At 66.3% G+C, this 23,397-nt stretch carries 17 protein-coding genes; 4 read left to right on the top strand and 13 right to left on the bottom strand.

Annotation, left to right across the window (positions count from 1 at the left end; all coding sequences use genetic code 11):
* Window positions 1-9 precede the first annotated feature (9 nt).
* From GCN74_RS02015 to GCN74_RS02005, 3 genes are all read left to right on the top strand, one after another.
* Entirely contained in the window at window positions 10-1,860 is a 1,851-nt protein-coding gene (locus tag GCN74_RS02015) for a J domain-containing protein (protein WP_152255093.1), read from the top strand.
* Between the two features lie 48 nt (window positions 1,861-1,908).
* Window positions 1,909-4,263, top strand: a complete 2,355-nt coding sequence (parC, locus tag GCN74_RS02010; RefSeq protein ID WP_152255092.1) for a DNA topoisomerase IV subunit A — start codon at window positions 1,909-1,911, stop codon at window positions 4,261-4,263.
* A gap of 267 nt (window positions 4,264-4,530) precedes the next feature.
* Window positions 4,531-4,785: a helix-turn-helix domain-containing protein gene (locus tag GCN74_RS02005; RefSeq protein ID WP_193316930.1), complete on the top strand. Its 255-nt coding sequence runs from the start codon at window positions 4,531-4,533 to the stop codon at window positions 4,783-4,785.
* Here the strand turns inward: GCN74_RS02005 and GCN74_RS28625 are convergent.
* The 13 genes from GCN74_RS28625 to GCN74_RS01940 form a co-directional block, all read right to left on the bottom strand.
* Window positions 4,782-4,949, bottom strand: a complete 168-nt coding sequence (locus tag GCN74_RS28625) for a hypothetical protein (RefSeq protein ID WP_193316929.1) — start codon at window positions 4,947-4,949, stop codon at window positions 4,782-4,784. The genes GCN74_RS02005 and GCN74_RS28625 overlap by 4 nt on opposite strands.
* Window positions 4,950-5,155: 206 nt before the next feature.
* Window positions 5,156-7,486, bottom strand: a complete 2,331-nt coding sequence (locus tag GCN74_RS02000) for a M43 family zinc metalloprotease (RefSeq protein ID WP_226938815.1) — start codon at window positions 7,484-7,486, stop codon at window positions 5,156-5,158.
* Window positions 7,487-7,651: 165 nt separating this feature from the next.
* The gene (locus GCN74_RS01990) at window positions 7,652-8,128 is read right to left on the bottom strand and encodes a hypothetical protein (protein ID WP_070224288.1); all 477 of its coding nucleotides are present in this window, start codon (window positions 8,126-8,128) and stop codon (window positions 7,652-7,654) included.
* A 215-nt stretch (window positions 8,129-8,343) separates the two neighbouring features.
* Window positions 8,344-9,561 carry an acetate/propionate family kinase gene (locus GCN74_RS01985; protein WP_152255089.1) on the bottom strand — a complete coding sequence of 406 codons (1,218 nt, stop codon included), beginning with the start codon at window positions 9,559-9,561 and terminating at the stop codon, window positions 8,344-8,346.
* Window positions 9,558-10,973 (bottom strand): bifunctional enoyl-CoA hydratase/phosphate acetyltransferase, encoded by a 1,416-nt coding sequence (locus GCN74_RS01980; protein ID WP_152255088.1) that lies wholly within the window; start codon window positions 10,971-10,973, stop codon window positions 9,558-9,560. Before GCN74_RS01980 ends, GCN74_RS01985 begins: the two co-directional genes overlap by 4 nt.
* Window positions 10,974-10,982: 9 nt before the next feature.
* Complete coding sequence (locus tag GCN74_RS01975; RefSeq protein WP_413541515.1) at window positions 10,983-13,271, bottom strand: DUF3141 domain-containing protein; 2,289 nt, start codon at window positions 13,269-13,271, stop codon at window positions 10,983-10,985.
* A 48-nt stretch (window positions 13,272-13,319) separates the two neighbouring features.
* The gene (locus tag GCN74_RS01970; RefSeq protein ID WP_152255087.1) at window positions 13,320-14,444 is read right to left on the bottom strand and encodes an ABC transporter permease; all 1,125 of its coding nucleotides are present in this window, start codon (window positions 14,442-14,444) and stop codon (window positions 13,320-13,322) included.
* 1 nt (window position 14,445) lies between these two features.
* Complete coding sequence (gene rbbA / locus GCN74_RS01965; protein ID WP_152255086.1) at window positions 14,446-17,193, bottom strand: ribosome-associated ATPase/putative transporter RbbA; 2,748 nt, start codon at window positions 17,191-17,193, stop codon at window positions 14,446-14,448.
* Complete coding sequence (locus GCN74_RS01960) at window positions 17,190-18,263, bottom strand: HlyD family secretion protein (protein WP_152255085.1); 1,074 nt, start codon at window positions 18,261-18,263, stop codon at window positions 17,190-17,192. Before GCN74_RS01960 ends, rbbA begins: the two co-directional genes overlap by 4 nt.
* Window positions 18,264-18,280: 17 nt before the next feature.
* Window positions 18,281-19,726, bottom strand: a complete 1,446-nt coding sequence (locus GCN74_RS01955; RefSeq protein ID WP_413541516.1) for an efflux transporter outer membrane subunit — start codon at window positions 19,724-19,726, stop codon at window positions 18,281-18,283.
* Window positions 19,727-19,736: 10 nt separating this feature from the next.
* The gene (gene fabI, locus GCN74_RS01950) at window positions 19,737-20,522 is read right to left on the bottom strand and encodes an enoyl-ACP reductase FabI (protein WP_152255154.1); all 786 of its coding nucleotides are present in this window, start codon (window positions 20,520-20,522) and stop codon (window positions 19,737-19,739) included.
* Complete coding sequence (locus GCN74_RS01945) at window positions 20,519-20,704, bottom strand: hypothetical protein (RefSeq protein ID WP_152255083.1); 186 nt, start codon at window positions 20,702-20,704, stop codon at window positions 20,519-20,521. Before GCN74_RS01945 ends, fabI begins: the two co-directional genes overlap by 4 nt.
* A gap of 431 nt (window positions 20,705-21,135) precedes the next feature.
* The gene (locus tag GCN74_RS01940; RefSeq protein ID WP_152255082.1) at window positions 21,136-22,578 is read right to left on the bottom strand and encodes an IgA Peptidase M64; all 1,443 of its coding nucleotides are present in this window, start codon (window positions 22,576-22,578) and stop codon (window positions 21,136-21,138) included.
* 214 nt (window positions 22,579-22,792) lie between these two features.
* Here GCN74_RS01940 and GCN74_RS01935 point away from each other — a divergent pair, with 214 nt between their 5' ends.
* The gene (locus GCN74_RS01935) at window positions 22,793-23,395 is read left to right on the top strand and encodes a TetR/AcrR family transcriptional regulator (protein WP_152255081.1); all 603 of its coding nucleotides are present in this window, start codon (window positions 22,793-22,795) and stop codon (window positions 23,393-23,395) included.
* The last annotated feature ends 2 nt before the right edge of the window (window positions 23,396-23,397 follow it).

Genomic DNA, 23,397 nt, shown 5'->3' with positions numbered 1-23,397 from the left:
GACGGCGGCATGCACAGCGGGCAGCGCAGCCTGTGGGATATCTTGGACACGGAGCCGACCGGCGACGAGCGCGCCCTCAAGCGCGCGTACGCGAAACGCCTGAAAGTGACGCGTCCCGAAGACGATCCGGCCGCCTTCCAGGAGCTGCGCGACGCGTATGAATATGCGCTGCGCCATGCGCACCTGTTTGCCGCCGCCCCGCAGGAGCAAGGACATACGGCGCCCGTGGCGGTGCCTGAAGCGCCGGCCGAAACTGCACGCGTCGAAACCGCGCAGGCCGAAGCCGCGCCTGTGGAACCGGCCGACCTGTGGGGCATCGTCGACGACGCCGCGCAAGACACGGGGGCGGAACTGTGGGGCGTGATCGCCGAACCCGCGCCAGCACTGGCGCCACCGCCGGAACAATGGGGCGTGGTCGCCATCGACCCGGTCCAGGAAGCGGCCAGCCTGTGGCAGGCATTCCTGGAACAGGCGCGGCGCCGCAACGGGGCCGCCCTGCTGCCCGGCTTCCTGGAACGCGAGGAACTGCTCAACCTCGACGTGCGCGAGGAATTCGACCTGTGCGCGCTGCGCTATTGCGCCAGCGCCGGCTACGACCTGCCGCTGCGCCAGGCCGTGTTCGAGCAGCTGGGATGGGAACACGATTTTTCCTACCTGGGCCGCAGCCATGGCGACCTGGTACGCGCAGCCGTGCAGCGCTACCGGGCAGACCGCTCGTTCGCCCACTTCTGCGACAACCGCGACAGCTATCCTGGCCTGGACTGCATCATGTCGCAGCAAGCGCCATCGGCCTATGCGCGCCAGCTGTTCGACCAAAAATTCAATCTGCAGCTGCGCGAGCTGCTGCAGACAATACGCTGGCAGCATGCCGAAATGCTGGCCTACAAGCTCGATATGGACTTGTTCGAGCGATGGGAGCAGGCGGTATTTTCCAAGCGCTACTTCAAGCAGACGGCCCTGGCCTCGGGCGGCCTGGGTTTCGTGCTGCACTTCATGCTGGCCGGCGTGCTCGATGCGGGCGGTTTCAAGCTGGGCGACATCGGCGCCTATGCCAGCCTGCTGGGTTTCCAGGTGCTGGCCTTTGCCCTGCTGGCCGTGCATGCCTTGCGCTGGCCCGCGCCGCTGTTCACGCGCCTGGACGCGCTGCAGGAGGGGCTGCAGGAACGCCTGCCCGTGCTGTGGGCGCGGCCAGGCTTGCGGCAGCTGGGCTGGATCGCGCCCTATCTGCTGCTGGCACTGCTGCTCTTCCTGCCCGAACGCAGCGACACGACGCGCCTTGTCGCCTCGGCCGGCTTATGCGCGTCGGCCTTGCTTGCCTATGCGATTAACCGCCAACTGCTGCATGGCATGCTGCTGCTCCTGTCCCTGGGCCTTTCGCTCTTCGTCGCCATGTTCATGAGCGGCAAAGGTCCGGCGGCGCTGGCCATCGGCGAAGCCATGCCATTGATGTTTTGCCTGGCGGCGCTGGCCCTGCGCAGCGCCACGGGCCTGTATGGCGATTGCCGCTTCCCCGAGGCGCTCTTGCCGCGCCTGCGCACGGCCTGGCTGGCCGGCTGCGCGGGCCTGCTGCTGTCACTGTATTTACCACTGCTGCCGGCTGCCCTGCTCGGCGCCGCATTGTATGTCTGGTCGTGTACGGGCTTGCTGTTTTCCCCCAGCGATTTCCGCTGGAAGACGATGTGGCCGCTGGTGCTGGCACCATCGATCGGCAGTTTTCTGCTGGCCGCCCAGGCGCCGTCCATCCGCGCCATGCCCATGATGCATCACAGCGTCGAACTGGCCGTGGCCGTGCTGTATCTCACCTTGCGCTACATGTATCTGACGTACGGCAAGTCCTTTTCCAAATCCGGGCTGTCATAATCAGCTCCACGAATTCAACCGCAACCACTTAATACCGAAACAAGCGCCATGTCCACACAAACCAATTTATTTGACGATGCCCAGCCTGAGCCGATCGAGCCGGATGAACCGGTATTCGACGGCGAAGCGCTGACCCTGTCCACCTTCGCCGAGCGCGCCTATCTCGACTACGCCATCTCCGTGGTCAAGGGCCGCGCCCTGCCCGACGTCTGCGATGGCCAGAAGCCCGTGCAACGCCGCATCCTGTATGCGATGAACGAGCTGGGATTGAACTCCACGGCGAAGCCGCGCAAATCGGCGGCCGTGGTCGGCGACGTGCTGGGTAAATTGCACCCGCACGGCGACCAGTCCGTGTACGACGCGCTGGTGCGCATGGCGCAGGATTTCTCCTTGCGCTACCCGCTGATCGATGGCCAGGGCAACTTCGGCTCGCGCGACGGCGATGGCGCCGCGGCCATGCGCTACACGGAAGCGCGCCTGACGCCGATCGCCAGGCTGCTGATGGATGAAATCGGCATGGGCACGGTGGACTTCCAGCCCAACTACGACGGTTCGACGGAAGAGCCGAAGCTGCTGCCGGCCCGCCTGCCGATGGTGCTGCTGAACGGCGCCTCCGGTATCGCCGTGGGCCTGGCCACGGAAATCCCGTCGCACAACCTGGCGGAAGTGGCCAAGGCAGCGGTGGCCATGATCCGCGATCCGAAGATCACGCACGCCGAACTGATGGCCATCATGCCGGGCCCCGACTTCCCCGGTGGCGGCCAGATCATCACGCCGCCCTCGCAGATCCAGGACATGTATGCGAGCGGCCGTGGCAGCATGAAGGTGCGCGCGCGCTGGAAGATCGAAGAGCTGGCGCGCGGCCAGTGGCAAGCCGTCGTCACGGAACTGCCGCCCGGTACCTCGTCGCAAAAGGTGCTGGAAGAAATCGAAGAACTGACGAATCCGAAGATCAAGCTGGGCAAGAAGGCGCTGTCGCCGGACCAGGTGGCCCTGAAGGCGCTGATCCTCAATTCGCTCGACACCATCCGCGACGAATCGGGCCGCGCCGCGCCCGTGCGCCTGGTGTTCGAACCGAAATCGAAGAACCAGGACCAGACGGAATTCATGCTGATGCTGCTGGCGCATACGTCGCTGGAATCATCGACCTCGATCAACCTGGTGATGATAGGCGGCGATGGCCGTCCGCGCCAGAAAGGCCTGGGCGACATCCTGCGCGAGTGGATCGATTTCCGCTTCGAGACCGTCACGCGCCGCACCGGCTACAAACTGGGCAAGGTCAGGGACCGCATCCATATCCTGGAAGGGCGCGAAGCGATCCTGCTCAATATCGACAAGGTGATCCAGATCATCCGCAATTCGGATGAACCGAAGGCGGCCCTGATCGAAGCGTTCAAGCTGTCCGAACGCCAGGCCGACGACATCCTGGAAATCCGCCTGCGCCAGCTGGCGCGCCTGGAAACGATCAAGATCCAGCAGGAACTGGCCGAGCTGCGCAAGGAAGAAAAGTCGCTGCAAGACCTGCTCGACAACCCGGGCTCGATGAAACGCGCCATCATCCGCGAAATCGAAGCGGACGCCAAGCAGTTCGGCGACGCGCGCCGCACCCTGATCGAGGAAGCGCAGAAAGCCGTGGCGGAACAGAAGGTGGTCGATGAACCGGTCACCGTCATCATCTCGGAAAAAGGCTGGGTGCGCGCGCGCACCGGCATCGGCCACGATGCGGCGCAGTTCACCTTCAAGGCCGGCGACAGCCTGCATGGCGCCTTCGAGTGCCGCACGGTCGACACCTTGCTGGGCTTTGGCAACAACGGCAAGATTTACTCGGTTCCCGTCTCGGCGCTGCCCAATGCGCGCGGCGACGGCGTGCCGATCACGACCTTGTGCGACCTGAGCGGCGGCACGCCGGGCAACGCCGTGCGCATCCTCCATTACTTTGCGGGCAATGGCGCCACCAGCCTGCTGCTGGCGACGAGCGCCGGCTATGGCTTCATCGCCAAGGCGGGTGACATGACGAGCCGCCTGAAGGGCGGCAAGGCCTTCATCACCCTCGATGAGGGCGACGTGCCTCTGGCGCCGAAGGTCATCCCCGAGGCGGCCAGCGCCCTGGCCTGCCTGACGGAAGGCGCGCGCCTGCTGGTGTTCGGCCTCGATGAAATGAAAACCCTGTCCAAGGGCGGCACCGGCGTCAAGCTGATCGACCTGGACGCCAAGGACAAGCTGCTGGCCGTGCAGCCGATCACCCAGCGCGGCGTGGTGGTCTCGGGCATCGGCCGGGGATCGAAGCCACAGGATGCGTCACTGGGCGCCACGGCCCTGGCCGACCACTTCGGCAAGCGCGCGAAGAAGGGCAAGGCATTGGCAGCCAAGCTGAAACCGGTCTCGATGGCGGCGATAGGCTGACAAGCTGACGGGTACGGCCGCGAGGCCGTGTACGGTGCAGAAAAAGACAGGTTCGCCTGTCTTTTTTTTTCGCCTGCCCTAGCCCCTGCCATGGTCCCTGCCTCGGCTCGCGCTACGGTCCCGGCTTCCGGCTTCCGGCTTCCGGCTTCCTGCTTCCTGCTCCGGCCAGCGTCCCCGGCCCTGCAATAATTTTGCATATTCCCCGTCCGCCTCCGTTATCCCTGCAGGCATGCCATCGGCATGCCGCCCCAACACAGGAGTACAGGGATGAGCAACAATATTTCAGGCACGCTGCCATGCGGCAGCCTGACCCCGGCCGAGCGGCTGGTCGCGGCCATGGTAGCCGAAGGCTTGCCGTATAAAAGCATCGCCAGGGAACTGGGCAAGTCGCCGGCCACCGTCCGCAACCAGCTGCATGCGATCTACCAGAAACTCGGCGTGGGCAACCGCACGGCGCTCGCATACAAGCTGCGCGGCGAGCCCGGCGAACTTGGCGAACTTGGCGAACTTGGCGAATCTTAGCGCCGCGACAGGCGCAGCACGTCGGGCGTCGCTTCGACGATGTCGATCACGTCCTGCTCCCCCGCGACATCCTCAACGGCAAAGCGGCCCATGCCCAGCGGACGCAGCCGGGCAACGGGACCGGCGCGGGGACGGTCATCGGGGCCGGGTGCCATACTGGTCATGTTCGCCTCCCCGCCTGCCAGGCTCCCGGTTCCGCCTCCGAACTCCAGCACCTTGCGCCCCCTGCGGCTGGGCGGAAAGGGGAACGTGGCCGTGGGCCGGTACACCTCGATACCGTCCGCATCTTCCTCGAAGGAATGCGTCCAGCTACCGCTGGGCAAAGCCATCATCATGCCGTGCATGCCGCCTCCCGTTTAAAACATGGACGTCAGAAACACGATACCACGCCGTCCAGGCTTTCATAACCGCTCACGGAGGGCAACCAGGCCGTCCCGTTCCACGCCTTGTGGAACAGGGCGCCATTCGTGCCCGTGACAAACACGTCGAGACGGTTCGGCGCCCAGGCCGTGGCGCGCGGACGCGAGGTGCTGATGCCACCCAGGTTGTCAAATCCCGTCAGCGACGGACTCCAGGCGCTGCCGTTCCACGCCTTGTGGTACAGCGCGCTGTCCGTGCCGATGACGAACAGGTCGAGCCGGTTGGGCGCCCACGACACGGCTTCCACCTCGCCCACGCAGATGCCGCCCAGGCGCTCGAAGCCATCGTTCGACGGTCCCCATTTCGCGCCGTCCCACCACTTGTGGTACAGGGCGCCATCGGTGCCCGTGACGAACACGTCGAGGCGGTTCGGTCCCCACGCCACTGCCTTGGGCGACGAAGTGCAGATGCCGCCCAGGCGCTCATAGCCCGTCAGCGACGGCCCCCAGGCCGTGCCGTCCCACCACTTGTGGTACAGGGCGTGGTCCGTGCCGATGACGAACACGTCCAGGCGGTTCGCTCCCCAGGCCACGGCTTCCGGCTGGCCCAGGCAAATGCCGCCCATGGCTTCATACCCCGTCAGCGACGGCCCCCAGGCGCTGCCGTTCCACCATTTGTGGTACAGGCCGCGGTCCGTGCCGACGACAAACACGTCGAGGCGGTTCGGTCCCCAGGCCACGGCGCGCGGATCCCCCGCGCACAAGCCGCCCAGCGCTTCATAGCCGGTCAGGGACGGCCCCCAGGCCGTGCCATTCCACCACTTGTGGAACAGACCGCTGTCGGTGCCCGTCACAAACACGTCCAGCCGGTTCGGCGCCCACGAAACCGCCTGCGGCGCGCTGGTGCCGATGCCGCCCTGCCCTTCGTAAGCGGTGGCGGAGGGTGCCCAGGCCGTGCCATTCCAGGCCTTGTGGTAGAGCGCGCGGTCCGTGCCCAGCACGAAGACGTCGAGGCGGTTCGCGCCCCAGGCCACGACGGGCGAGGAACTCTGACGCGGCGTGGCACCCGTGCCGCCAGTACCGCCAGTCCCGCTGCCGATGCTGGCGCGCGGCCCGTCGAGGCAAGCCTGCATGCGCGCCACCTGGCCCGCCGTGAACATGAACATGGCGGGATCGTCGACATAATCCATGTAGTTCATGAACATGTCGCCATTCGGTCCATTGCTGCAGGAAATATGCGGGAACGACGGCTGGCCCGTGTTCGGCCCGCCCTGGTTCGGCGTGTCGGCCACATTGTCCGTGCCCGAGCACCCCGTGCCGTCGTCGCCCCAGATATGGTTCAGGTTCAGCCAGTGGCCGATTTCATGCGTGGCCGTGCGGCCCAGGTGGAACGGCGGCGCCGCCGTGCCGGTCGTGCCGAAGGCCGATTGCAGGATCACCACCCCGTCGGTGGCGGCCGGACCGCCGGGAAACTGCGCGTAGCCCAGCAAGCCGCCGCCCAGCTGGCACGCCCAGATATTCAGATAGCTGTCGGCCGGCCAGGCATCCATGCCGCCCGTCGCCTGCGACTTGACGGCATCGTCCGCGCCGAAGGATGCCACCGTCGTCTGGCGCCGCTCGATGCCGCTGGTCGCCGCGCCATGGGGATCGGTCGTGGCCAGGGCGAACTCCACGCGCGCATCGGCCGTCAGCGGCAGGAACGGCGCCGGCGTGCCGTTCACATCCGGGTTGACGCGCCGGAAATCGCGGTTCAGCACGTCGATCTGGCTGGCGATCTGCGCGTCCGAAATATTCTGCGCGGCCGTGTTCCACACCACGTGCACCACCACCGGTATCTGCGTCACGCCGGAACGTCCGGCGATGCTGCCGCCGCCCTCGTAGAGCCCGGCCAGGTTTTCGATATCGGCGCGTACGCTCGCATAGGACGGATCTTCCGTCAGCAGGCGGCGGTGCACATCCATCGTGGCGCAGGTGCGCACCTGCGGCGTGCCGCCGCCCTGCCCTCCTCCGCCGCCGCCCATGCCGCCACCGCCACCGCCATCATCGCGGCCGCCGCCCATGCCGCCGCCATCGCCCACGTGCATGCAACTGGCGCCTGCCATGCCCTGCGATGCCTGCTGCATGCCGCCGCCAGGCATGCTTCCGGCTGCGGCATGCGTGGCGGCCTGCTGGTCCGCGTATGACACGCCCAGGCGCGGCCCCGGCATGGCGTCGCGGCTCCCGGCAGCGGCAACGCTGGCGTGGATGTCGCCCTCGACCGGCATCGCCTGCATGGAAGACATGGCGGACATGCCTTCGGCAGAGCCGGTAGCCGGTGCTTTTTTCGTCTTAGCGGTGCTCATGATGTCTCCTTCATCTATTTTCCAGCTCACTATGGCATGACGAAAAGCGGAGCATTTGCGCCAGATCAAGGCTGGCAAGCGGCAGCAGGGAAAAACCGCGGACGAAAAAAAAGACAGCCGCAGCTGTCTTTTGGGGCATGCAGGCCGTGGCCTGCAAACGGGGAATTACTTGGCGGCGGCAGCCTTGACTTCAGCGTCGGCCTTGGCCTTCGCTTCTTCCGTCTTGGTGGCGGCGAGGGCCTTGTCGGCGTTCGCTTCCACTTTTTCCTTGGCGACCTTGGCGTTCGCTTTCACGGCGGCCTTGGTGGCTTTCGCATCGGCCTTGGCATCGGTTTTGTCTGCCTTGGCTTCCGCTTTCAGCTTGTCTTCCGCATCGGCGTTGACGACTTTGTCGTGAGCCTTGGCCTTGGTTTTATTCGCCTTGTGATGGGCGTCGGCTTTCTTTTCGTCGGCCTTCATTTCTGCCTTGGCGACATTGGCGTCAGCCTTGGCATCGACCTTGGCTTCCGAAGCGGCAGCCTTGTTGACATCTTTTTGTGCGGAAGCCTGGGCTTTCACGACCGCTTCCGTTGCGGGTGCGGTTTGAGCGAAGGCAGCGGTAGCAAACAGGGTGGCGATCAGAGCGGCGAGTAATTTGTTCATGATGAGACCTTTCAATATGGATTCGAGTTATTTTTACTAAAGGCGGGCAAAATGTTCCAAATTTGCCAGGCATCGGGCTGTGGTTGACAGCAGCTCGATGGCATGACTTCATCGTAAAGACAAAGCAGAAACTACACAGTGCGTTGGCGCACTCAACGGAAAATATGTGCAATTCGGCAAATTTTCCATTGAGCACGCTGCCGGCGTTCAGGACCTCATGCGCACACGGCCAATGCCGCGTGGCGGGCTGCCACCCATTCCTCGTTGGCCGGTTCCACGCCCACCACGATACGGCTGGCACCGGTGGAAATACGGCTGGCGTTGCGCGCGTTCGCTTCGCCGTCGAGCACGGGGCCGATGAAGCCCAGTTCGGCGCAGATGCGCTGGCGCAGCTCCGCGCTGTGCTCGCCGATACCGGCCGTAAACACCAGCATGTCCAGCCCGCCCAGCACAGCCGTCAGGGCGCCGATCTCGCGCACGATGCGGCGGATGTACAGGACCAGCGCGGCGCGGATGCGCTCGCCCGTGGCATCCTGCCGGTCCTGCTGCGCCAGCAGCACGGGCGGGTCGGCCGACACGCCGGACACGCCCAGCAAGCCCGATTCGTGGTACAGCACGTGCGCCACTTTTTCCAGCGACAGTTTTTCGATTTCCATCAGGTAGATGACGGCGCCCGGGTCCAGCGAACCGCAGCGCGTGCCCATCATCAGGCCGTCGAGCGCGGAAAAGCCCATGGTGGTGGCCACGCTGTGCAGATTGTCCATCGCGCACAGGCTGGCGCCGCTGCCCAGGTGGGCCACGATGACCTTGCCGCGCGCGACGGGGCCGAAACGCTGCTCCAGCACCAGCGACTGGTATTCGTACGACAGGCCGTGGAAACCGTAGCGGCGCAAGCCCCGCTCCCACGCATCGTACGGCAGGGCCAGCATCTGCTCGACCTGCGGCACCGTGTGGTGGAACGCCGTGTCGAAGCACGCCACCTGGGCGATATCGGGGCGCGATTCGAGCAGCACCTCGATCGCCTCCAGGGCGAACGGCTGGTGCAGGGGCGCCAGCGGGACGAAGCTTTTCAGGTCCGCCAGCACGGCGAAATCGATGCGCACGGGGGCGAAATACTTGCTGCCGCCGTGCACCACGCGGTGCGCCACGGCGCGCAGCGGGCGCCCGGCCAGCTGCGCCACGACTTGCGCGCGGATGTATTCGAGGGCCGCATGGTGCGGCTGCGCCGGGTCCAGCTGCAGCGGGACGGCAGGCAGGCCGCCGGCCCGGTAGGTGGCGTGTTCGCGGCCGATGCCTTCGACCTTGCCGCTCCATTGCGCCTGCTGCGGCAGCACGCCGTCCGCCTGTTCGAACAGGGCGAACTTGATGCTCGACGAGCCGCAATTGAGCACCAGGATCAGGGTGCCGTCTGCATGTGTCACGGGTGCGTTCATGGCGGCGTGCTCCGGTAATGGTTGGCCAGCATCACGGCGATGGCGCACGAGGCGATGCGGCTGGCGCGCGAGTCGGCGCGGCTGGTCAGGATGACGGGGATCTTCGCGCCCAGCACGATGCCGGCGCTGTCCGCGTCGCCCATGTATTCGAGCTGCTTGGCCAGCATGTTGCCGCTTTCCAGGTCGGGCACCAGCAGGATATCGGCGCGGCCCGCCACCTCCGAGACGATGCCCTTGACGGTGGCGGCGGCGATCGAAACGGCGTTGTCAAAAGCCAGCGGGCCGTCAAGGATGGCGCCCGCGATCTGGCCGCGGTCGGCCATCTTGCACAGGGCGGCGGCATCGAGCGTGGCCGGCATGTCCGCGTTCACCGTTTCCACGGCAGCCAGGATGGCCACGCGCGGCTGGGCCACGCCGATCACGTGCGCCAGGTCGATGGCGTTGCGCACGATGTCGGCCTTCATGGCCAGGTTGGGCGCGATATTGATGGCAGCGTCAGTGATGATGAAAGGACGCGGATACGCGGGCGTCTGCATCAGGAAGCAGTGGCTGATGCGGCGCTTGGTGCGCAGGCCGGCGCTGGCGGCCAGCACGGCCGACATCAGTTCATCCGTGTGCAGGCTGCCCTTCATCAGCGCCTCCACTTCGCCCTTGCCCGCCAGTTCGGCGCCGCGCGCGGCGGCCGCATGGCTATGCTCGACGTCCTCGATGGCGATGCCGGCGAGATTCAGGCCAGCTTCCAGCGCCACCGCCTCCAGGCGCGCGCGCGGCGCCACCAGCACGGGCGTGATCAGGCCGGCCGCATGCGCGTCGAGAGCGCCCGACAAGCTCAGTTCATCGCAAGGATGGATCACGGCCACCTTGATGGGGCCCAGGGTGCGCGCATGTTCCAGCAGGCGCCGCGTGCCGTCGCCGTTGTGCAGACGCACTTCGGGCAGGGTGGCGCGCTGGCGTTCGATCTGCTCGGCGGGCGCGATCACCTGCGCCTCGCCGTCGAGCACCACGGCGCCATGCTGGTTGACGCAGCGGCACGCCAGGGTCACGTGGCGGCTGCGCGGTTCGAGGGCCGTGACGGTGACGCTGATGGCCAGGGTATCGCCCACGCGCACGGGCTGCAGGAAGCGCAGGGTCTGGCCCGTGTAGACGGTGCCGGCGCCGGGCAGGCGCGTGCCCAGCACGGCGGAAATGAGGGCCGCGCCCCACATGCCGTGGGCGATGACGCCCTGGTAGCGGCTGGAGGCGGCAAATTCGGCGTCCAGGTGCTGCGGGTTGTCGTCGCCCGACATCACCGCGAACAGGGCGATATCGTCCATGCTCAGGGTGCGGGTGATGCTGGCGCTGTCGCCGATGGCGATCTGGTCGAAGGTGCGGTTACGCACGATATGCAAATCATCGTCTTGGTTGGTAGTCATCGTGGTCTTCTAGGCAGGGGTAATGTTTTTGGCGGATTTGGCCTTGGCCTTGGTCCGGGAAACAGGCCGCGATGCCGCCTGGGATGCGCGCGCGGCCGGCGGCAGCGCCCTGGCTTGCGCCTGGATGGCCCGGTCGAATACCTCCAGCATCTGCTGCAGACTCGCTTCCTCGTCCGGCGTCGGCGCTTCGGGCACTTGCAGCACCTGCTGCAACCATTCGCCCAGCGCGCCGATGGCATCCGGTTCCGCGCGCGACAGCAAGGTCGGCAAGGCAGCGATGGCGGCATCGAAATCATGCAGCATCAAGCGCGCCTGCTGGCGCACGATGCCGCGGAATTCCTCCATGCTGAAATCCTGCGTGTACTGCGGCTTGATCAGTTTCAAGGCCAGGTTGACGCGGCGCTCGTCGGCGATCATGCGGAAGCGGTAGATGTAGAACAGCGCGCGCACGGCCGCTTCCACCAGGCCGCCCCGCTGCATGTCCTCGTCCATCTTGCGCGTTTCGCAGCGCACGTATTCGCAATGCTCGGGCGAGATGCCGGGATGGGGGCGCGGCGGCGTAGTGTCGCCGATGGCTTGTCCCGTCAACGCCTGCACCAGCGGCGAGCCGTACACCAGGTCGAAGGTGGTTTCCTGCGCCATGTCGCGCCAGTCGCGCCAGCTGTTCAAGCCGGCCGTGATGGCGCCGGAGATGGCTTCCTGCATGGCCAGCAGCGGATTGTCGGGCGCCACCGGCTGGCGGTGGGCGCGCACTTTTTCCGCCTCCCTGGCCACCAGCTTGGCCAGCGGATTGTGGTCGGTCCAGCGCTCGTACGATACGCGCAGCGGATGCGACAGCTGCAGGAAACGCGCCGACTGCGGCGTGACCATGGCGCGCACCCACGGCTGCGCAAACGTGCGGTACAAGGCCAGGTTCACTTCGGACACGCGCGCGGCGGCGGCGAACTTGCGGTCGTTTTCCACGCTAGGCTGCACGATGGCGCGCACGTCCTCGATGCCGCGGTGCTCGACCTGCAGCACGTAGTCGCCGCTGGCCAGGTCGGCGTTCGGCGTGTCGGGCGTCTTGTCGACGATCCGCGCTTCGTAGATGCCGGCCGGCAGCAGGTTGATCAGGTCGATATTGCTGGCGAATTTCTGGTGTTCCTTGTGCCCCACCTTGGCCGAGACGAAGATGCCCAGGTGGCCGATGCTGTCATGCACGGCGTAGACGATGGTCTGGTCGTGCATCAGCACATCGTTGTCGTCGCGGTACAGGTCCGTGATCCAGCCCAGCGCCTGCGGCGGCGGCGTGATGTTGTCGCCGTTCGAGCAGAACACGACGATGGGCGAACGGATATTGCGCAAGTCCAGGCGCACGCCGTCGGAGGTGATCAGCTCGGCCGTGGCCAGGCGGTTGCCGATGAACAGATTGTCGACGATGTACTGCATCTCGACGTCGTTGAGGAACACGTGGCCGCCCCAGTATTTTTCAAATTCCAGGTAGCGGGGCGCTTCCGTGTCGATGTTCGCGTACAGGTTGTACTGCTTGGTCCACAAGGTGTTGGCCGGGTTCAGCTTCTCGAAATTCTGCACCAGGCTGGCGCCGTCGAAGCGTCCGTTGCCCAGGTCGCCCGCCAGCGCCGTGGCCCAGCTGCCGCCCATCAGCCCGCCCGCGTAGCGCATGGGGTTGCGGCCATGCCAGCCGGCCCAGTACGACACGGGCGCGCCGGCCACGATGATGGGGCCGAACAGCTCCGGACGCATGGCGGCCGTCATGAGGATTTGCCAGCCCGCCTGGCAATTGCCGATGACGACGGGCTTGCCCTCGCTGAGCGGATGCAGGGCGATGACTTTCTCCAGGAAGGCCGCCTCGGCGTGCATCACGTCTTCCACCGTCTGTCCCGGCACGGGATCGGGCAGGAAGCCGATGAAGTAGCACGGATGGCCGGCCCGCAGGGCCACGCCGATCTCGCTTTCCGCCTTGAAGCCGCCGATGCCGGGGCCATGGCCGGCGCGCGGATCGACGACGACGAAGGGGCGCTTCGACGCATCGGGCTGCGGCGCGTCGGGCGTCAGGATGCGCGCCAGGCCGTAGTTGACGGGGCGCGCCAGCTCCAGGCCGGACATCACCAGTTCGGCGGGAAAATCCAGTACGTTCGGCACTTCCTCGGCCAGGTGCTCCTGGTACTGGTTGCCGCGCCGGCGCATCACGTCCGCATACAGCACGATGCGCTGCCACGAGTCGCGTGCATAGTCGCCCAGCATGCCCAGGGACGGCAAGCCGCCGGTGGAAAAAAATGGAGCAGATTCGATCTTCATGGCTATCCTTTTCATGCAAACAGGCGCCGGAACATTCCGGCACCGGGCCTACGCCATCTGGCTGATGGTCTTGCGAAAACGCGCCAGCGCGAAGGTAAACAGGGCCGTGCCGATGGCCAGCAGGGCCAGGAACGGTTTCCATACCACGTCGATGCCGGCGCCCCGGTACAGGATCGCCTGGCTCAATTCGACGAAATGCGTGGTGGGGGCGATCAGCATGATGTTCTGCACCAGCTCGGGCATGCTTTCGCGCGGCGTGCTGCCGCCCGAGAGCATCTGCAGCGGCAGCAGAACGAGAATCAGCAGCATGCCGAACTGCGGCATGCTGCGCGCCACGGTGGCGAGGAAAATGCCCATCGAGGTGGTGGCAAACAGGTGCAGGGCCGCGCCGCACAGGAACAGCGCGATCGAGCCTTCGATGGGCACGTGCAGCATGCCGCGCACCACCAGGTTCAGCGACAGGGCGGCAGCCAGCAGCACCACCAGGCCCATCGACCAGACCTTGCCCAGCATGATTTCGGCCGGCGTCACGGGCATCACCAGCAGATGCTCGATGGTGCCGTGTTCGCGCTCGCGGATCAGGGCCGCGCCCGTGAGGATGATCGACAGCATCGTCACCTGGTTGATGATTTCCATCAGCGAGCCAAACCATGCCTGGCTCAGCGAAGGGTTGAAGCGCGCGCGCATCACCAGTTCCACGGGCGAGACCGTCGCGCCCCGGTAGCGCTTGGCGAATTCGGATATTTCGCCGGCGACGATCTGCTGGATGTAGCCGCTGCCGCTGAAGGCCTGGCTCATGCGCGTGGCGTCCACGTTCAGCTGCAGCTCCGCCTGGCGCCCGCCCAGCACGTCGGCCTGCAGCTTGGGCGGTATCGTCAGCACGAAGGTGTACTGGCCCGCATCGAGGCCCGCATCGACCTGGCCCTGGTTGATCATGGCGGGCGGCGTGAACTGCGGCGGGAAGAAGGCCGAGGCGATGCGCCCGGACAGGGGCGAGCCATCCTCGTCGACGATGGCGATCGAAGCCATGTGCAGGGTTTCCGGCTTGGCCGTGGCGGCCACGTAGATGGCCAAAGTGAACGTGTAGAGGATCAGGATCAGCATCATCGGGTCGCGGATCAGGCTCCAGATTTCCTTCACGCCCAGGCGGTAGATGTTTTCAAGGTGCCGCATATCAGCTCTCCTGTTTCTTCAGCAGCGCCACCGTCACGCCGAGGATCACGGGGATCGCCACGATCAGGGGCCAGAACGAGGCGTGCAGGTCGCCGAAGCCCAGCGCCTTGTTGAACACGCCGCGGCTGATATTGAGCATGTGCGTGGCCGGGTACATCAGGCCGATCGCCTTGCCCACGCCTTCCATCGACGAAACGGGATTGAGCAGGCCGGAAAACTGGATGGCCGGGATCATGGTGCCGATCATCGTCACGAACAGGGCCGCGATCTGGCTGCGCGTAAAGGTCGAAGCAAACAGGCCGATGCCGGTGGCGCAGATATTGAAGATGAAGGTGGCGCCGATCAGGGTCGGCAGGCTGCCCTTGATCGGCACACCGAAGGCGGTGACCGCCAGCAGCGCCATGAGCACGAAGTTGAGCATGGCCAGCAGCACGTAGGGCACCTGCTTGCCGAGCAAGAATTCCAGGCGCGTGACGGGCGTCACGTACAGATTGATGATGGAACCGAGTTCCTTTTCGCGCACCACGGACAGCGCCGCCAGCATGGCCGGCAGCATCAGCAGCAGCAGGGGAATCACGGCCGGCACCATGGCCGGCAGGCTTTTCACGTCGGGGTTGTAGCGGTAGCGCGTCTCGATGGCGACGGGGTTGTTCATCTTGATGCCATAGCGGTGCAGGGCCTGGTCCGCCAGCCACAGCTGGTGCATGCCCTGCACGTAGCCCTGCACGGTTTCGGCGCGCATCGGCATGGCGCCGTCGATCCACGCGCCCACCTGCGCCGGCGCGCCGCGCTGCACGTCGCGCGCGAAGCCGGGCGGAATCTCGATGGCCAGCGACAGTTCGCCGCTGCGCATGCGCTTGTCGATATCGGCATAGTCGCGCAGGGGCGGACGCTCGACGAAGTAGCGCGAGCCGGCCAGGTTGTTCGTGTAATTCTGGCTCAAGGTCGTCTGGTCGTGGTCGAGCACCGCGTAGCTCAAGTCTTCGACGTCCAGGCTGATGCCGAAGCCGATGACGAACAGCAGCAGCACGGAGCCGCCCAGCGCCAGGGTCAGGCGCACGGGATCGCGGCGCAGTTCCAGGGTTTCGCGCCACATGTAGCTGAGCATGCGTCCCAGGCTGAAGCGGCTGCGTTTATGCTCCTGCTGCGGCTCCGGCGCTGCCGCTTTCTGCACGGGCGCCTCGCTTTCCTGCGCCGCAGCCGTGCCGCCACCCGCCTCTTCCAGGTAGGCGATGAAAGCCGCTTCCAGCGATGGCGCGCCCTTCTTGCGCACCAGTTCGGCCGGCGCATCGCTGACCAGCACCTTCCCCGCATGCATCAGCGAGATGCGGTCGCAGCGCTCGGCCTCGTTCATGAAGTGGGTGGAAATGAAAATGGTGACGTGGTCGCGCCGCGCCAGCTCGATCATCAGGCGCCAGAAATTGTCGCGCGCGATGGGGTCGACGCCGGACGTCGGCTCGTCGAGGATCAGCATTTCCGGCTTGTGCACCATGGCCACGGCCAGCGACAGCCGCTGGCGTATGCCCAGCGGCAGGCTGTCGGGCAAGTCGTCCATCACCTCGCGCAAGTCGAAGCGCTGCGCCATCTCATCGATCCTGGCCGGGATCTCGCCTTGCGGCACGTGGAACAGGCGCGCATGCAGCACCAGGTTCTGGCGCACCGTCAGTTCGCTGTACAGGGAAAACGCCTGCGACATGTAGCCGACCCTGCGCCGCGTGTCGATATCGTTGGAATCGACTTCCTTGCCGAACAGCCAGGCCTTGCCTTCCGTGGCCGGCAGCAGGCCCGTGAGCATCTTCATGGTGGTCGACTTGCCGCAGCCGTTCGAACCGAGGAAGCCGAAAATCTCGCCGCGGCCGATGCGGAAATTCACATGGTCGACGGCCGTGAAATCGCCGAAGCGCATGGTCAGGTCCTTGGCCTCGATGGCCACGTCCTGCGCGCTGGCAGCGTCCAGCGGCGTGATCACCACGGGCTGGTGGCCCGCGCGCTTGGCTTCGGGCAGCAGCTTGATGAAGGCCGCTTCCAGGTTGTCGCTGTGCGTGCGCGCCAGCAGTTCGGCCGGCGTGCCCGTACCCCGCACCTTGCCGTCATCCATGGCCACCAGCCAGTCGAAGCGCTGCGCCTCGTCCATGTAGGCGGTGGCCACCATCACGCTCATCTGCGGGCGCTGCACGCGGATGCCCGCGATCAGGTCCCAGAACTGGGCCCGCGCCAGCGGATCGACGCCGGTGGTCGGCTCGTCGAGAATCAGCAGATCGGGATCGTGGATCAGCGCGCAGCACAGGCCCAGCTTCTGCTTCATGCCGCCCGACAGCTTGCCCGCCGGGCGCGCCAGGAAGGGGTGCAGGCCCGTGCTGCGGGTCAGCTGGTCGATGCGGCGCCGGCGTTCGGCCGCGTCGTGGCCGAACAGGCGCGCGAAAAACTGCAGGTTTTCCTCGACCGACAGGGTCGGATACAGGTTCTTGCCCAGGCCTTGCGGCATGTAGGCGATGCGCGGACAGACGTCGTCGCGGTGGCGCGCATCCTGCATGTCGCCGCCCAGCGCGACGACAGTGCCCTGCTGCACGGCGCGCGCGCCGGCCACCAGCGACAGCAGGCTCGATTTGCCCACGCCATCGGGACCGATCAAGCCCACCATGCGGCCGGCCGGCACGTCCAGGTCGATGGCGTCGAGCGCCACCGTCTTGCCGTAATGCTGGCTGACGCCCTTGATGCTGACAACAAAGGAAGTGGCCGCTGCACTCACTGCGGAACCTTCGCCGTCAGTTCAGCGGGCCATGCCTGCTGCGCATCGAGGCGCACCCAGGCCACGCCGGGCAAGCCCACTTTCACCAGGGCCAGGTGCTTTTGCAGCAGCTCGCGGCTGATCTGCGCCTTCACGCGGAACATCAGCTTCTGCCGTTCGCTGGCCGTTTCCACCGTTTTCGGCGTGAACTGCGCGCTGGCCGCGACAAATGAGATCGTTGCCGGAATCACGTAATGGGGCGCCGCATCGAGGATGATGCGCACTTCGCCGCCCAGCGCCACCTTGCCGGCCGCCGTCTCGGGCAGGAAGAAGGTCATGTAGACGTCCGACAGGTCGACCAGGTTGAGCACCTTGCCGCCGCCGGCCAGCACTTCGCCCTGCTGCGCCACCAGGTACTGCACGCGGCCGTCGCGCGGCGCCGCCAGCTGGCCGTCGGCCAGGTCGGCATCGATGCGCGCCGTGGTCGCCTCGGCGGCCGTCACGGCCGAACGGGAACCGACCACCTGCGCCCTGGCCGCGTCGATGGCCGCCTGCGCCGCCGTCACCTGCGCCTTGGCCGCGTTCAGGGCGGCGGCCACGCTGCGCACGCGGGCGCGGTCGTCGTCGAGTTCCTGCACCGAAGACGCTCCCTCCTGCGACAGGGTTTCCGAGCGGGCCAGGCGGCGCCTGGCCGCATCGAGTTCGCTTTCGCGCTGCGCCACCATGGCCAGCGCGGCCGCCTTGTCGCTTTCGCGCACGGCCACCTGCGCCTGCGCGCCCACCACGGCGTCGGATGCCTGCTGCTGGCGCGCGCGCGCCTCGTCGCGCTGGGCCGTCAGCGAATCGACCTGCATGGCGGCCAGCGGCTGACCCGCCTTGACGAAGTCGCCCTCGCGCACGAGGATCTCCTTGACCCGGCCCGCCAGCTTGGTGGCGACATCGATCTCGGTCGCCTCGATGCGGCCGTTGCCGCTGACGAAACCTTCGCCGGGGCCCGTGGGACGCATTTTTTTCCAGGCCACAAAGCCCAGCACGAGGACGGCCACGAGCAGCGCGGCGGGAACGAGTTTTTTCTTCAGTTGTGGAGTCATGGTATCGGCAATCGCTTTTAATTATTGGTGAACGTGGCGGCAGCTGGCGCGCCGCCGCCCAGGGCGGCGTACAGGCTGACCTGGCTCGACAGCAGCGCGCGGCGCGTCTGCACCAGTTGCTGCTCGACCGTCAGCAAGTCGCGCTGCGCGTCGAGCACTTCCAGGTAGGGCGCGGCGCCATTGTCATAGCGCAGCTTGGCCAGGCGCGCCCGTTCGCTCTGCGCGGCCAAGGTGGTCTTGCCGATATCGACCTGCAGCGCCAGCCAGCGCCGGTTCGACAGCGCGTCGGCCACTTCGCGGAAGGCGCCCTGCACGCTCTTTTCGTAATTGGCCACGGCCACGTCGCGGCGCACCTCGGCCAGGTCCATATTGGCGCGGATGCGGCCCGCGTCGAAGATCGGCAGCGCCAGGCGCGGCGCAAAATTCCAGGCGCCGCTGCCCGAATCGAACAAGCCGCTCAATTCCGCGCTGGCCGTGCCGTAGGCCGCCGTCAGCGAAATCGACGGGAAGAAGGCGGCGCGCGCGGCGCCGATATTGGCCTGCGCGGCGCGCAGCTGGTGTTCCGCCGCCACCAGGTCGGGACGCTGCGTGAGTAACGCCGAGGGCAGGCCCGCATGCAGCGGCTGCAGCACGCTGGCGTCGTCGAAGCGGCGCACCTCACCCGCCACCGGCGCCAGGTCGACGGCGCCGCCCACCAGCTGGGCCAGCGCATGCGCCTGCACGGCGCGCGCCTGTTCCAGCTGGGCCGACAGGGACAGGGCCTGGCTGAGCAGGGTTTCCACCTGCGTCAGGTCCAGCTTGGAAATCGACCCCACCTCAAAGCGGCGCGTGAAGATGCGCAGCGATTCGGCGCGGCTGTCGACCGTGGCCCGCGCCAGCGCCACCCGTTCGTCGAGCTCGCGCAAGCCCAGGTAGCCATTGGCCACCTGCGCCACCAGGGCCACGCCGACGGCGCGGCGCGCCTCGTCGCTGGCCAGCAGGGTTTGCAGCGCGCTGTCCTTCAGGCTGCGCACCCTGCCCCAGAAATCGAGTTCCCAGGCGCTCACGTTCAAGCCGGCCTGGTATTGCGCGCTCGTCATGGGACGGCCCGTCACGCTCAGGTCACCGGGCACGCGCGCGCGGCTGCCCGAGGCGCCCAGCGCGATGGCGGGGAACTGCTCGGCGCGCTGGATGCCATACGCGGCGCGCGCCTCTTCCACGCGCAGGGCGGCGATGCGGATGTCGCGGTTATTGGCCAGCGCCTGCGCAATCAGCGCCTGCAGGCGCGCATCGGCAAAGTAGCTTTGCCAGGCGATATCGGTAGCCTGCACGCCAGCGGGATCGGTTTCCGGATACCGGGCCGCCACGGGCAGCGGCGGCGGTGCGTACGGCGGCGCCATCGAGGCGCAGCCGGCCAGGACCAGCGTGGCGGCCAGCGCGGCCAGCCTGGCGCGCGGGAATAGAACGGGAACAGCCATGGTCATCATCTTCCAGTCAATTCAGAATGTTGTAGCCGCCATCGACGTACAGGGTGCCGCCCGTGATGGCGCGCGCGCCGTCGCCGGCGAGGAAGGCGCACAGCGCGCCCACGTCCTCGATGGTGGCCAGGCGCCGCATGGGCGAGCGTTCGATGGCGTCGGCCATCAGGCGGTCGAAATGGGCGATGCCGGAAGCGGCACGCGTCTCCAGGGGGCCGGGCGAAATGGCGTTGACGCGGATGCCTTGCGGACCCAGTTCCGCCGCCAGGTAGCGCACGGAGGACTCCAGCGCCGCCTTCACGGGGCCCATCAGGCCGTAGTCGGCGATGACTTCCTCCGCGCCCAGGTAGCTCATGGTCATCAGGCTGCCGCCGTCCGGCATCAGCGGTTCGGCCAGCTTCGCCATGCGCATGAAGGAGTGGCAGGAGATGTCCATCGCCTGCGCAAAGCCGCCGGCGGAACTGTCCGTGACCCTGCCATGCAAATCCTGCTTCGGCGCGTAGGCGATGGAGTGGACGACGAAGTCGAGCCGCCCCCACTGCCGTTCGATCTGCGCGAACAGCGCTTCGAGCTGGCCCGGCACGGCCACGTCGAGCGGCGCCATGATGGCCGCCTGTACCTGCTGCGCCAGCGGTTCCACGTGCGGGCGGGCCTTGTCATTGAGCCAGGTGACGGCCAGTTCGGCGCCGGCCGCGCGCAACGCGCTGGCGCAGCCCCAGGCGATGCTCTGCCCATTGGCGATGCCCACCACCAGCCCCCGTTTTCCCTGCAATGGCAGGCACTGCGGCGCGGGCGCCGTCATGGCTTGTGCGGACGCAGGGCCGGCCACGGCGTGGCCGCGTTCACGCATTGCACCGCGCCGGCGCACACGGAGGCCGCGCACGTGGCCAGCGTCACGCCGCCGGCACGCGCATACGGCAAGGCAATCGGGGTATGGGGATGGAGGGTACTGCACGCGTCAGGCGCGGGGATCTGCATCTTCATGAATCTGGCTTCCGTCACTGAAATTCGAGGCCCGCGCCAGTGCATTGCTGGGGAACTGGTACGGGGCGAAAATTACTCTACAGCATTTAGATGCGTAATTCGTGATGAGTCCGGTCCGCATGCATGACGCTTTTGAGCGAGGTCAACTATAAGTGCGATTGCGGCGATGCAACATTGATGTACATCAAATTCTACATCAATATTATTTAAATGAAACAAATTGTAAGCAATCGAATCGCCGTAGCTATTTGATAATTGTATCGGGCTGGCGGAAAGAAAAGCGGGGCGGCAGCCGACAATTGGTATGGCCGGCAAAACCAGTGCAGATGCGCGGCGGCGGCGGGGGAACGGCGGAAAAAGGCAAAAATGGGGGCCATGCTATTGCAATGCAACATGGCCCACCATGAATTACAGGAATGACATGAAGGCCATTATTTGCCTGGCGCCGGGGCGGGACGCGAATACAGGTCGATGATGGTGCTGATGCCGTCCTGGCATACGGAGCAGAACGTCTCGCTGCGGTCGAACATGATGCACTGCATCTCGGGCCGGTAGTAGCCGGACGACTCGTAGTTCGCGCCTTCGAAAGCGCCCACCGCGTGGCGCTGCGGCGCCTTCGAGAACAGCTGCTGCGTGTACGCCAGGTCGGCCTTGAACAGGTCGCTCATCTCGCTTTCCGGGCGGTTGGCCGCGCGCAGGGCCGCGCGCTGCTTCTGGTACTCGCGCGCATGGCTGTCGTACGCTTCCTTCGGCCACGGCGTGGGCAGCGGCGTGCCGGCCTTGACGTGCTTCTTCCATTTCAGCCTGGCCGGATCGCGCAGCGCCGTAGCGTTCGGCTCCCACGGTTCCTGCCGCTCGCCATTCGACTGATAGGCGACGGGCGAGGTGTAGTACTCGTCGGCCAGGCCGGCGAAATGGTGGCCGAATTCATGCACGAACAGGTAATTGGCCCAGTCGTTGTTGGCCGCCGCCGTGCTGAACTGGCCGAAGATGCCGCCGCCGCCATAGGTATCGTTGTTGACGAGGATCTCGATGAATTCGTACGGCGCATATTGCGCCAGGTCGCGCAGGGCGCGGTTGTCCGTGGTCAGCACATAGCGCTCGCTGCCGAAGATATCGTAGCGCGTACCCAGCGGCGAGGCATGGTGCACGCCCGTCGAAGGACGCGACACGCCCGACTCCTGCGTCGGCGCGGCCATGGCCCACACGTTGAAGTCATTGGCCCGCTCGCGGAACGGCGAGACGGTAAACAGGTGCTCGGCCAGTTTGCGCGCCGTCGCTTCGAACTTGCCCATTTCGGCGGCCGTGTAGCCGTCGCCCATGATCAGCAGGTCGACCTTGTCGGGCGATGGCCCGCTGATGCGGATCGGGATCGGCTTGACGGGGGCCGGCGGCTGCTTGCGGATCACGTCCTGCGCGGCCGGGTCGACATCGGTGCTCCACACGATGGAAAACAGGCCGCGCTCGTCACGCTTGAGGATGCGCACGCGCACGGGCTGCTCGGGCTGCGGGAAGCGCACGGATTCCTGGAAGGCCCGCGTCGTGGTCTTCGCTTCATCGGTGCTGGCCCACTCGCCGAAGATGGTGGAAAAGCCGCGCGAATACAGCACCTTGCCCGACTTGATATCGACCACTTCCAGCAGGTTGTTGCCGCGGTTGCTGTCGTCGATGCTACGCGCCATGTTGCCCGGCCATGGCAGCGGTTCGACCAGCACGCGCTCGACCGCATAATGTTCGCCCAGCGCATTGCCGCTGTGCTGGTAATCGAGGCGCATGGTGGCCGGCTGCGGCGCACCGGCAGCTTGCGCGACAGGAAGCATGCCGGCGGCCAGTGCCAGCGCGCAAAGGAAGGATCGGATCGGGGTCTGCTGCATGTCATTCCTAGAACGGTAGAAAAACAGGTGAAGGGATCGGTTTTCCAAACAATCAGCGGGCCCGCCGGCGGGCGCGGGAAAAACCGCTGCGGCACATTGTAGCGACAGGATGCGGGCGTGCAAAGCGCCCATTTCACACGCTACGCTTGACGATGCGAGACGATCGATTTATATTAGATTGATTAGTCGATTAATTAAAGGAGCAGCCTCCCCCATGCGCACCATCGATCCCGACAAACACGCGGCGCGCCGCGACGCCATCCTCGCCGCCGCGCGCAGCTGCTTTGCGCGCAAGGGCTTTCACCAGACCAGCACCGCCGCCATCTGCGCGCAAGCGGGCATGAGTCCCGGCAACCTGTTTCACTACTTCCCCACCAAGCAAGCCATCATCGCCGCCATCGTCGACCAGGAAGGCGGCGAGACGGCCGCCTATTTCGCCGGCGTGCAAGGCAGCGCCGATGCGTACGGCTCCCTGCTCGACTTCATGGACCTGGTGCTGGCGCTGGCGGCCGACGGGGACTTTGCGGGACTGGCTCTGGAAATTTCCGCCGAAGCGATGCGCGACGCGGATATCGCGGCCAGGGTGGCCCGCAACGACGCCGTGCTGCGCGCGGGCGTGCAGGCGCTGCTGGAAAGCGCGGCCGCGCAAGGCCAGGTCGACGCCGCGCTCGACGCCGCGCAAACGGCCGGCTGGCTCGCCGCGCTGATCGACGGCATCTTCAACCGGGTCGCCGTCGATCCCGATTATGCACCGCTGGCGCAGCGCGCCAGCCTGCACCTGCTGCTGGCGCGCTTCCTGCGCCCTGCACTCGCATGAAG

This window comes from Janthinobacterium sp. FT14W, assembly GCF_009208755.1.
Classification (GTDB): domain Bacteria; phylum Pseudomonadota; class Gammaproteobacteria; order Burkholderiales; family Burkholderiaceae_D; genus Janthinobacterium; species Janthinobacterium violaceinigrum.
The sequence above is the reverse complement of the archived record's forward strand: the minus strand, read 5'-3'. Positions and strand labels throughout refer to the sequence as shown.

Excerpts from the sequence above, each read along its gene's own strand:
- GCN74_RS01970 (WP_152255087.1), bottom strand. The coding sequence starts at position 14,444 with ATGCGGCACCTTGAAAACATCTACCGCCTGGGCGTGAAGGAAATCTGG.
- GCN74_RS28625 (WP_193316929.1), bottom strand. The coding sequence starts at position 4,949 with ATGACCAGTATGGCACCCGGCCCCGATGACCGTCCCCGCGCCGGTCCC.
- GCN74_RS01935 (WP_152255081.1), top strand. The coding sequence starts at position 22,793 with ATGCGCACCATCGATCCCGACAAACACGCGGCGCGCCGCGACGCCATC.
- GCN74_RS01955 (WP_413541516.1), bottom strand. The coding sequence starts at position 19,726 with ATGACCATGGCTGTTCCCGTTCTATTCCCGCGCGCCAGGCTGGCCGCG.
- GCN74_RS02015 (WP_152255093.1), top strand. The coding sequence starts at position 10 with ATGCACAGCGGGCAGCGCAGCCTGTGGGATATCTTGGACACGGAGCCG.
- GCN74_RS02005 (WP_193316930.1), top strand. The coding sequence starts at position 4,531 with ATGAGCAACAATATTTCAGGCACGCTGCCATGCGGCAGCCTGACCCCG.
- GCN74_RS01990 (WP_070224288.1), bottom strand. The coding sequence starts at position 8,128 with ATGAACAAATTACTCGCCGCTCTGATCGCCACCCTGTTTGCTACCGCT.
- parC (WP_152255092.1), top strand. The coding sequence starts at position 1,909 with ATGTCCACACAAACCAATTTATTTGACGATGCCCAGCCTGAGCCGATC.
- GCN74_RS01960 (WP_152255085.1), bottom strand. The coding sequence starts at position 18,263 with ATGACTCCACAACTGAAGAAAAAACTCGTTCCCGCCGCGCTGCTCGTG.
- GCN74_RS01985 (WP_152255089.1), bottom strand. The coding sequence starts at position 9,561 with ATGAACGCACCCGTGACACATGCAGACGGCACCCTGATCCTGGTGCTC.
- GCN74_RS01945 (WP_152255083.1), bottom strand. The coding sequence starts at position 20,704 with ATGAAGATGCAGATCCCCGCGCCTGACGCGTGCAGTACCCTCCATCCC.
- GCN74_RS02000 (WP_226938815.1), bottom strand. The coding sequence starts at position 7,486 with ATGAGCACCGCTAAGACGAAAAAAGCACCGGCTACCGGCTCTGCCGAA.
- GCN74_RS01975 (WP_413541515.1), bottom strand. The coding sequence starts at position 13,271 with ATGAAGATCGAATCTGCTCCATTTTTTTCCACCGGCGGCTTGCCGTCC.
- GCN74_RS01980 (WP_152255088.1), bottom strand. The coding sequence starts at position 10,973 with ATGACTACCAACCAAGACGATGATTTGCATATCGTGCGTAACCGCACC.
- fabI (WP_152255154.1), bottom strand. The coding sequence starts at position 20,522 with ATGACGGCGCCCGCGCCGCAGTGCCTGCCATTGCAGGGAAAACGGGGG.
- GCN74_RS01940 (WP_152255082.1), bottom strand. The coding sequence starts at position 22,578 with ATGCAGCAGACCCCGATCCGATCCTTCCTTTGCGCGCTGGCACTGGCC.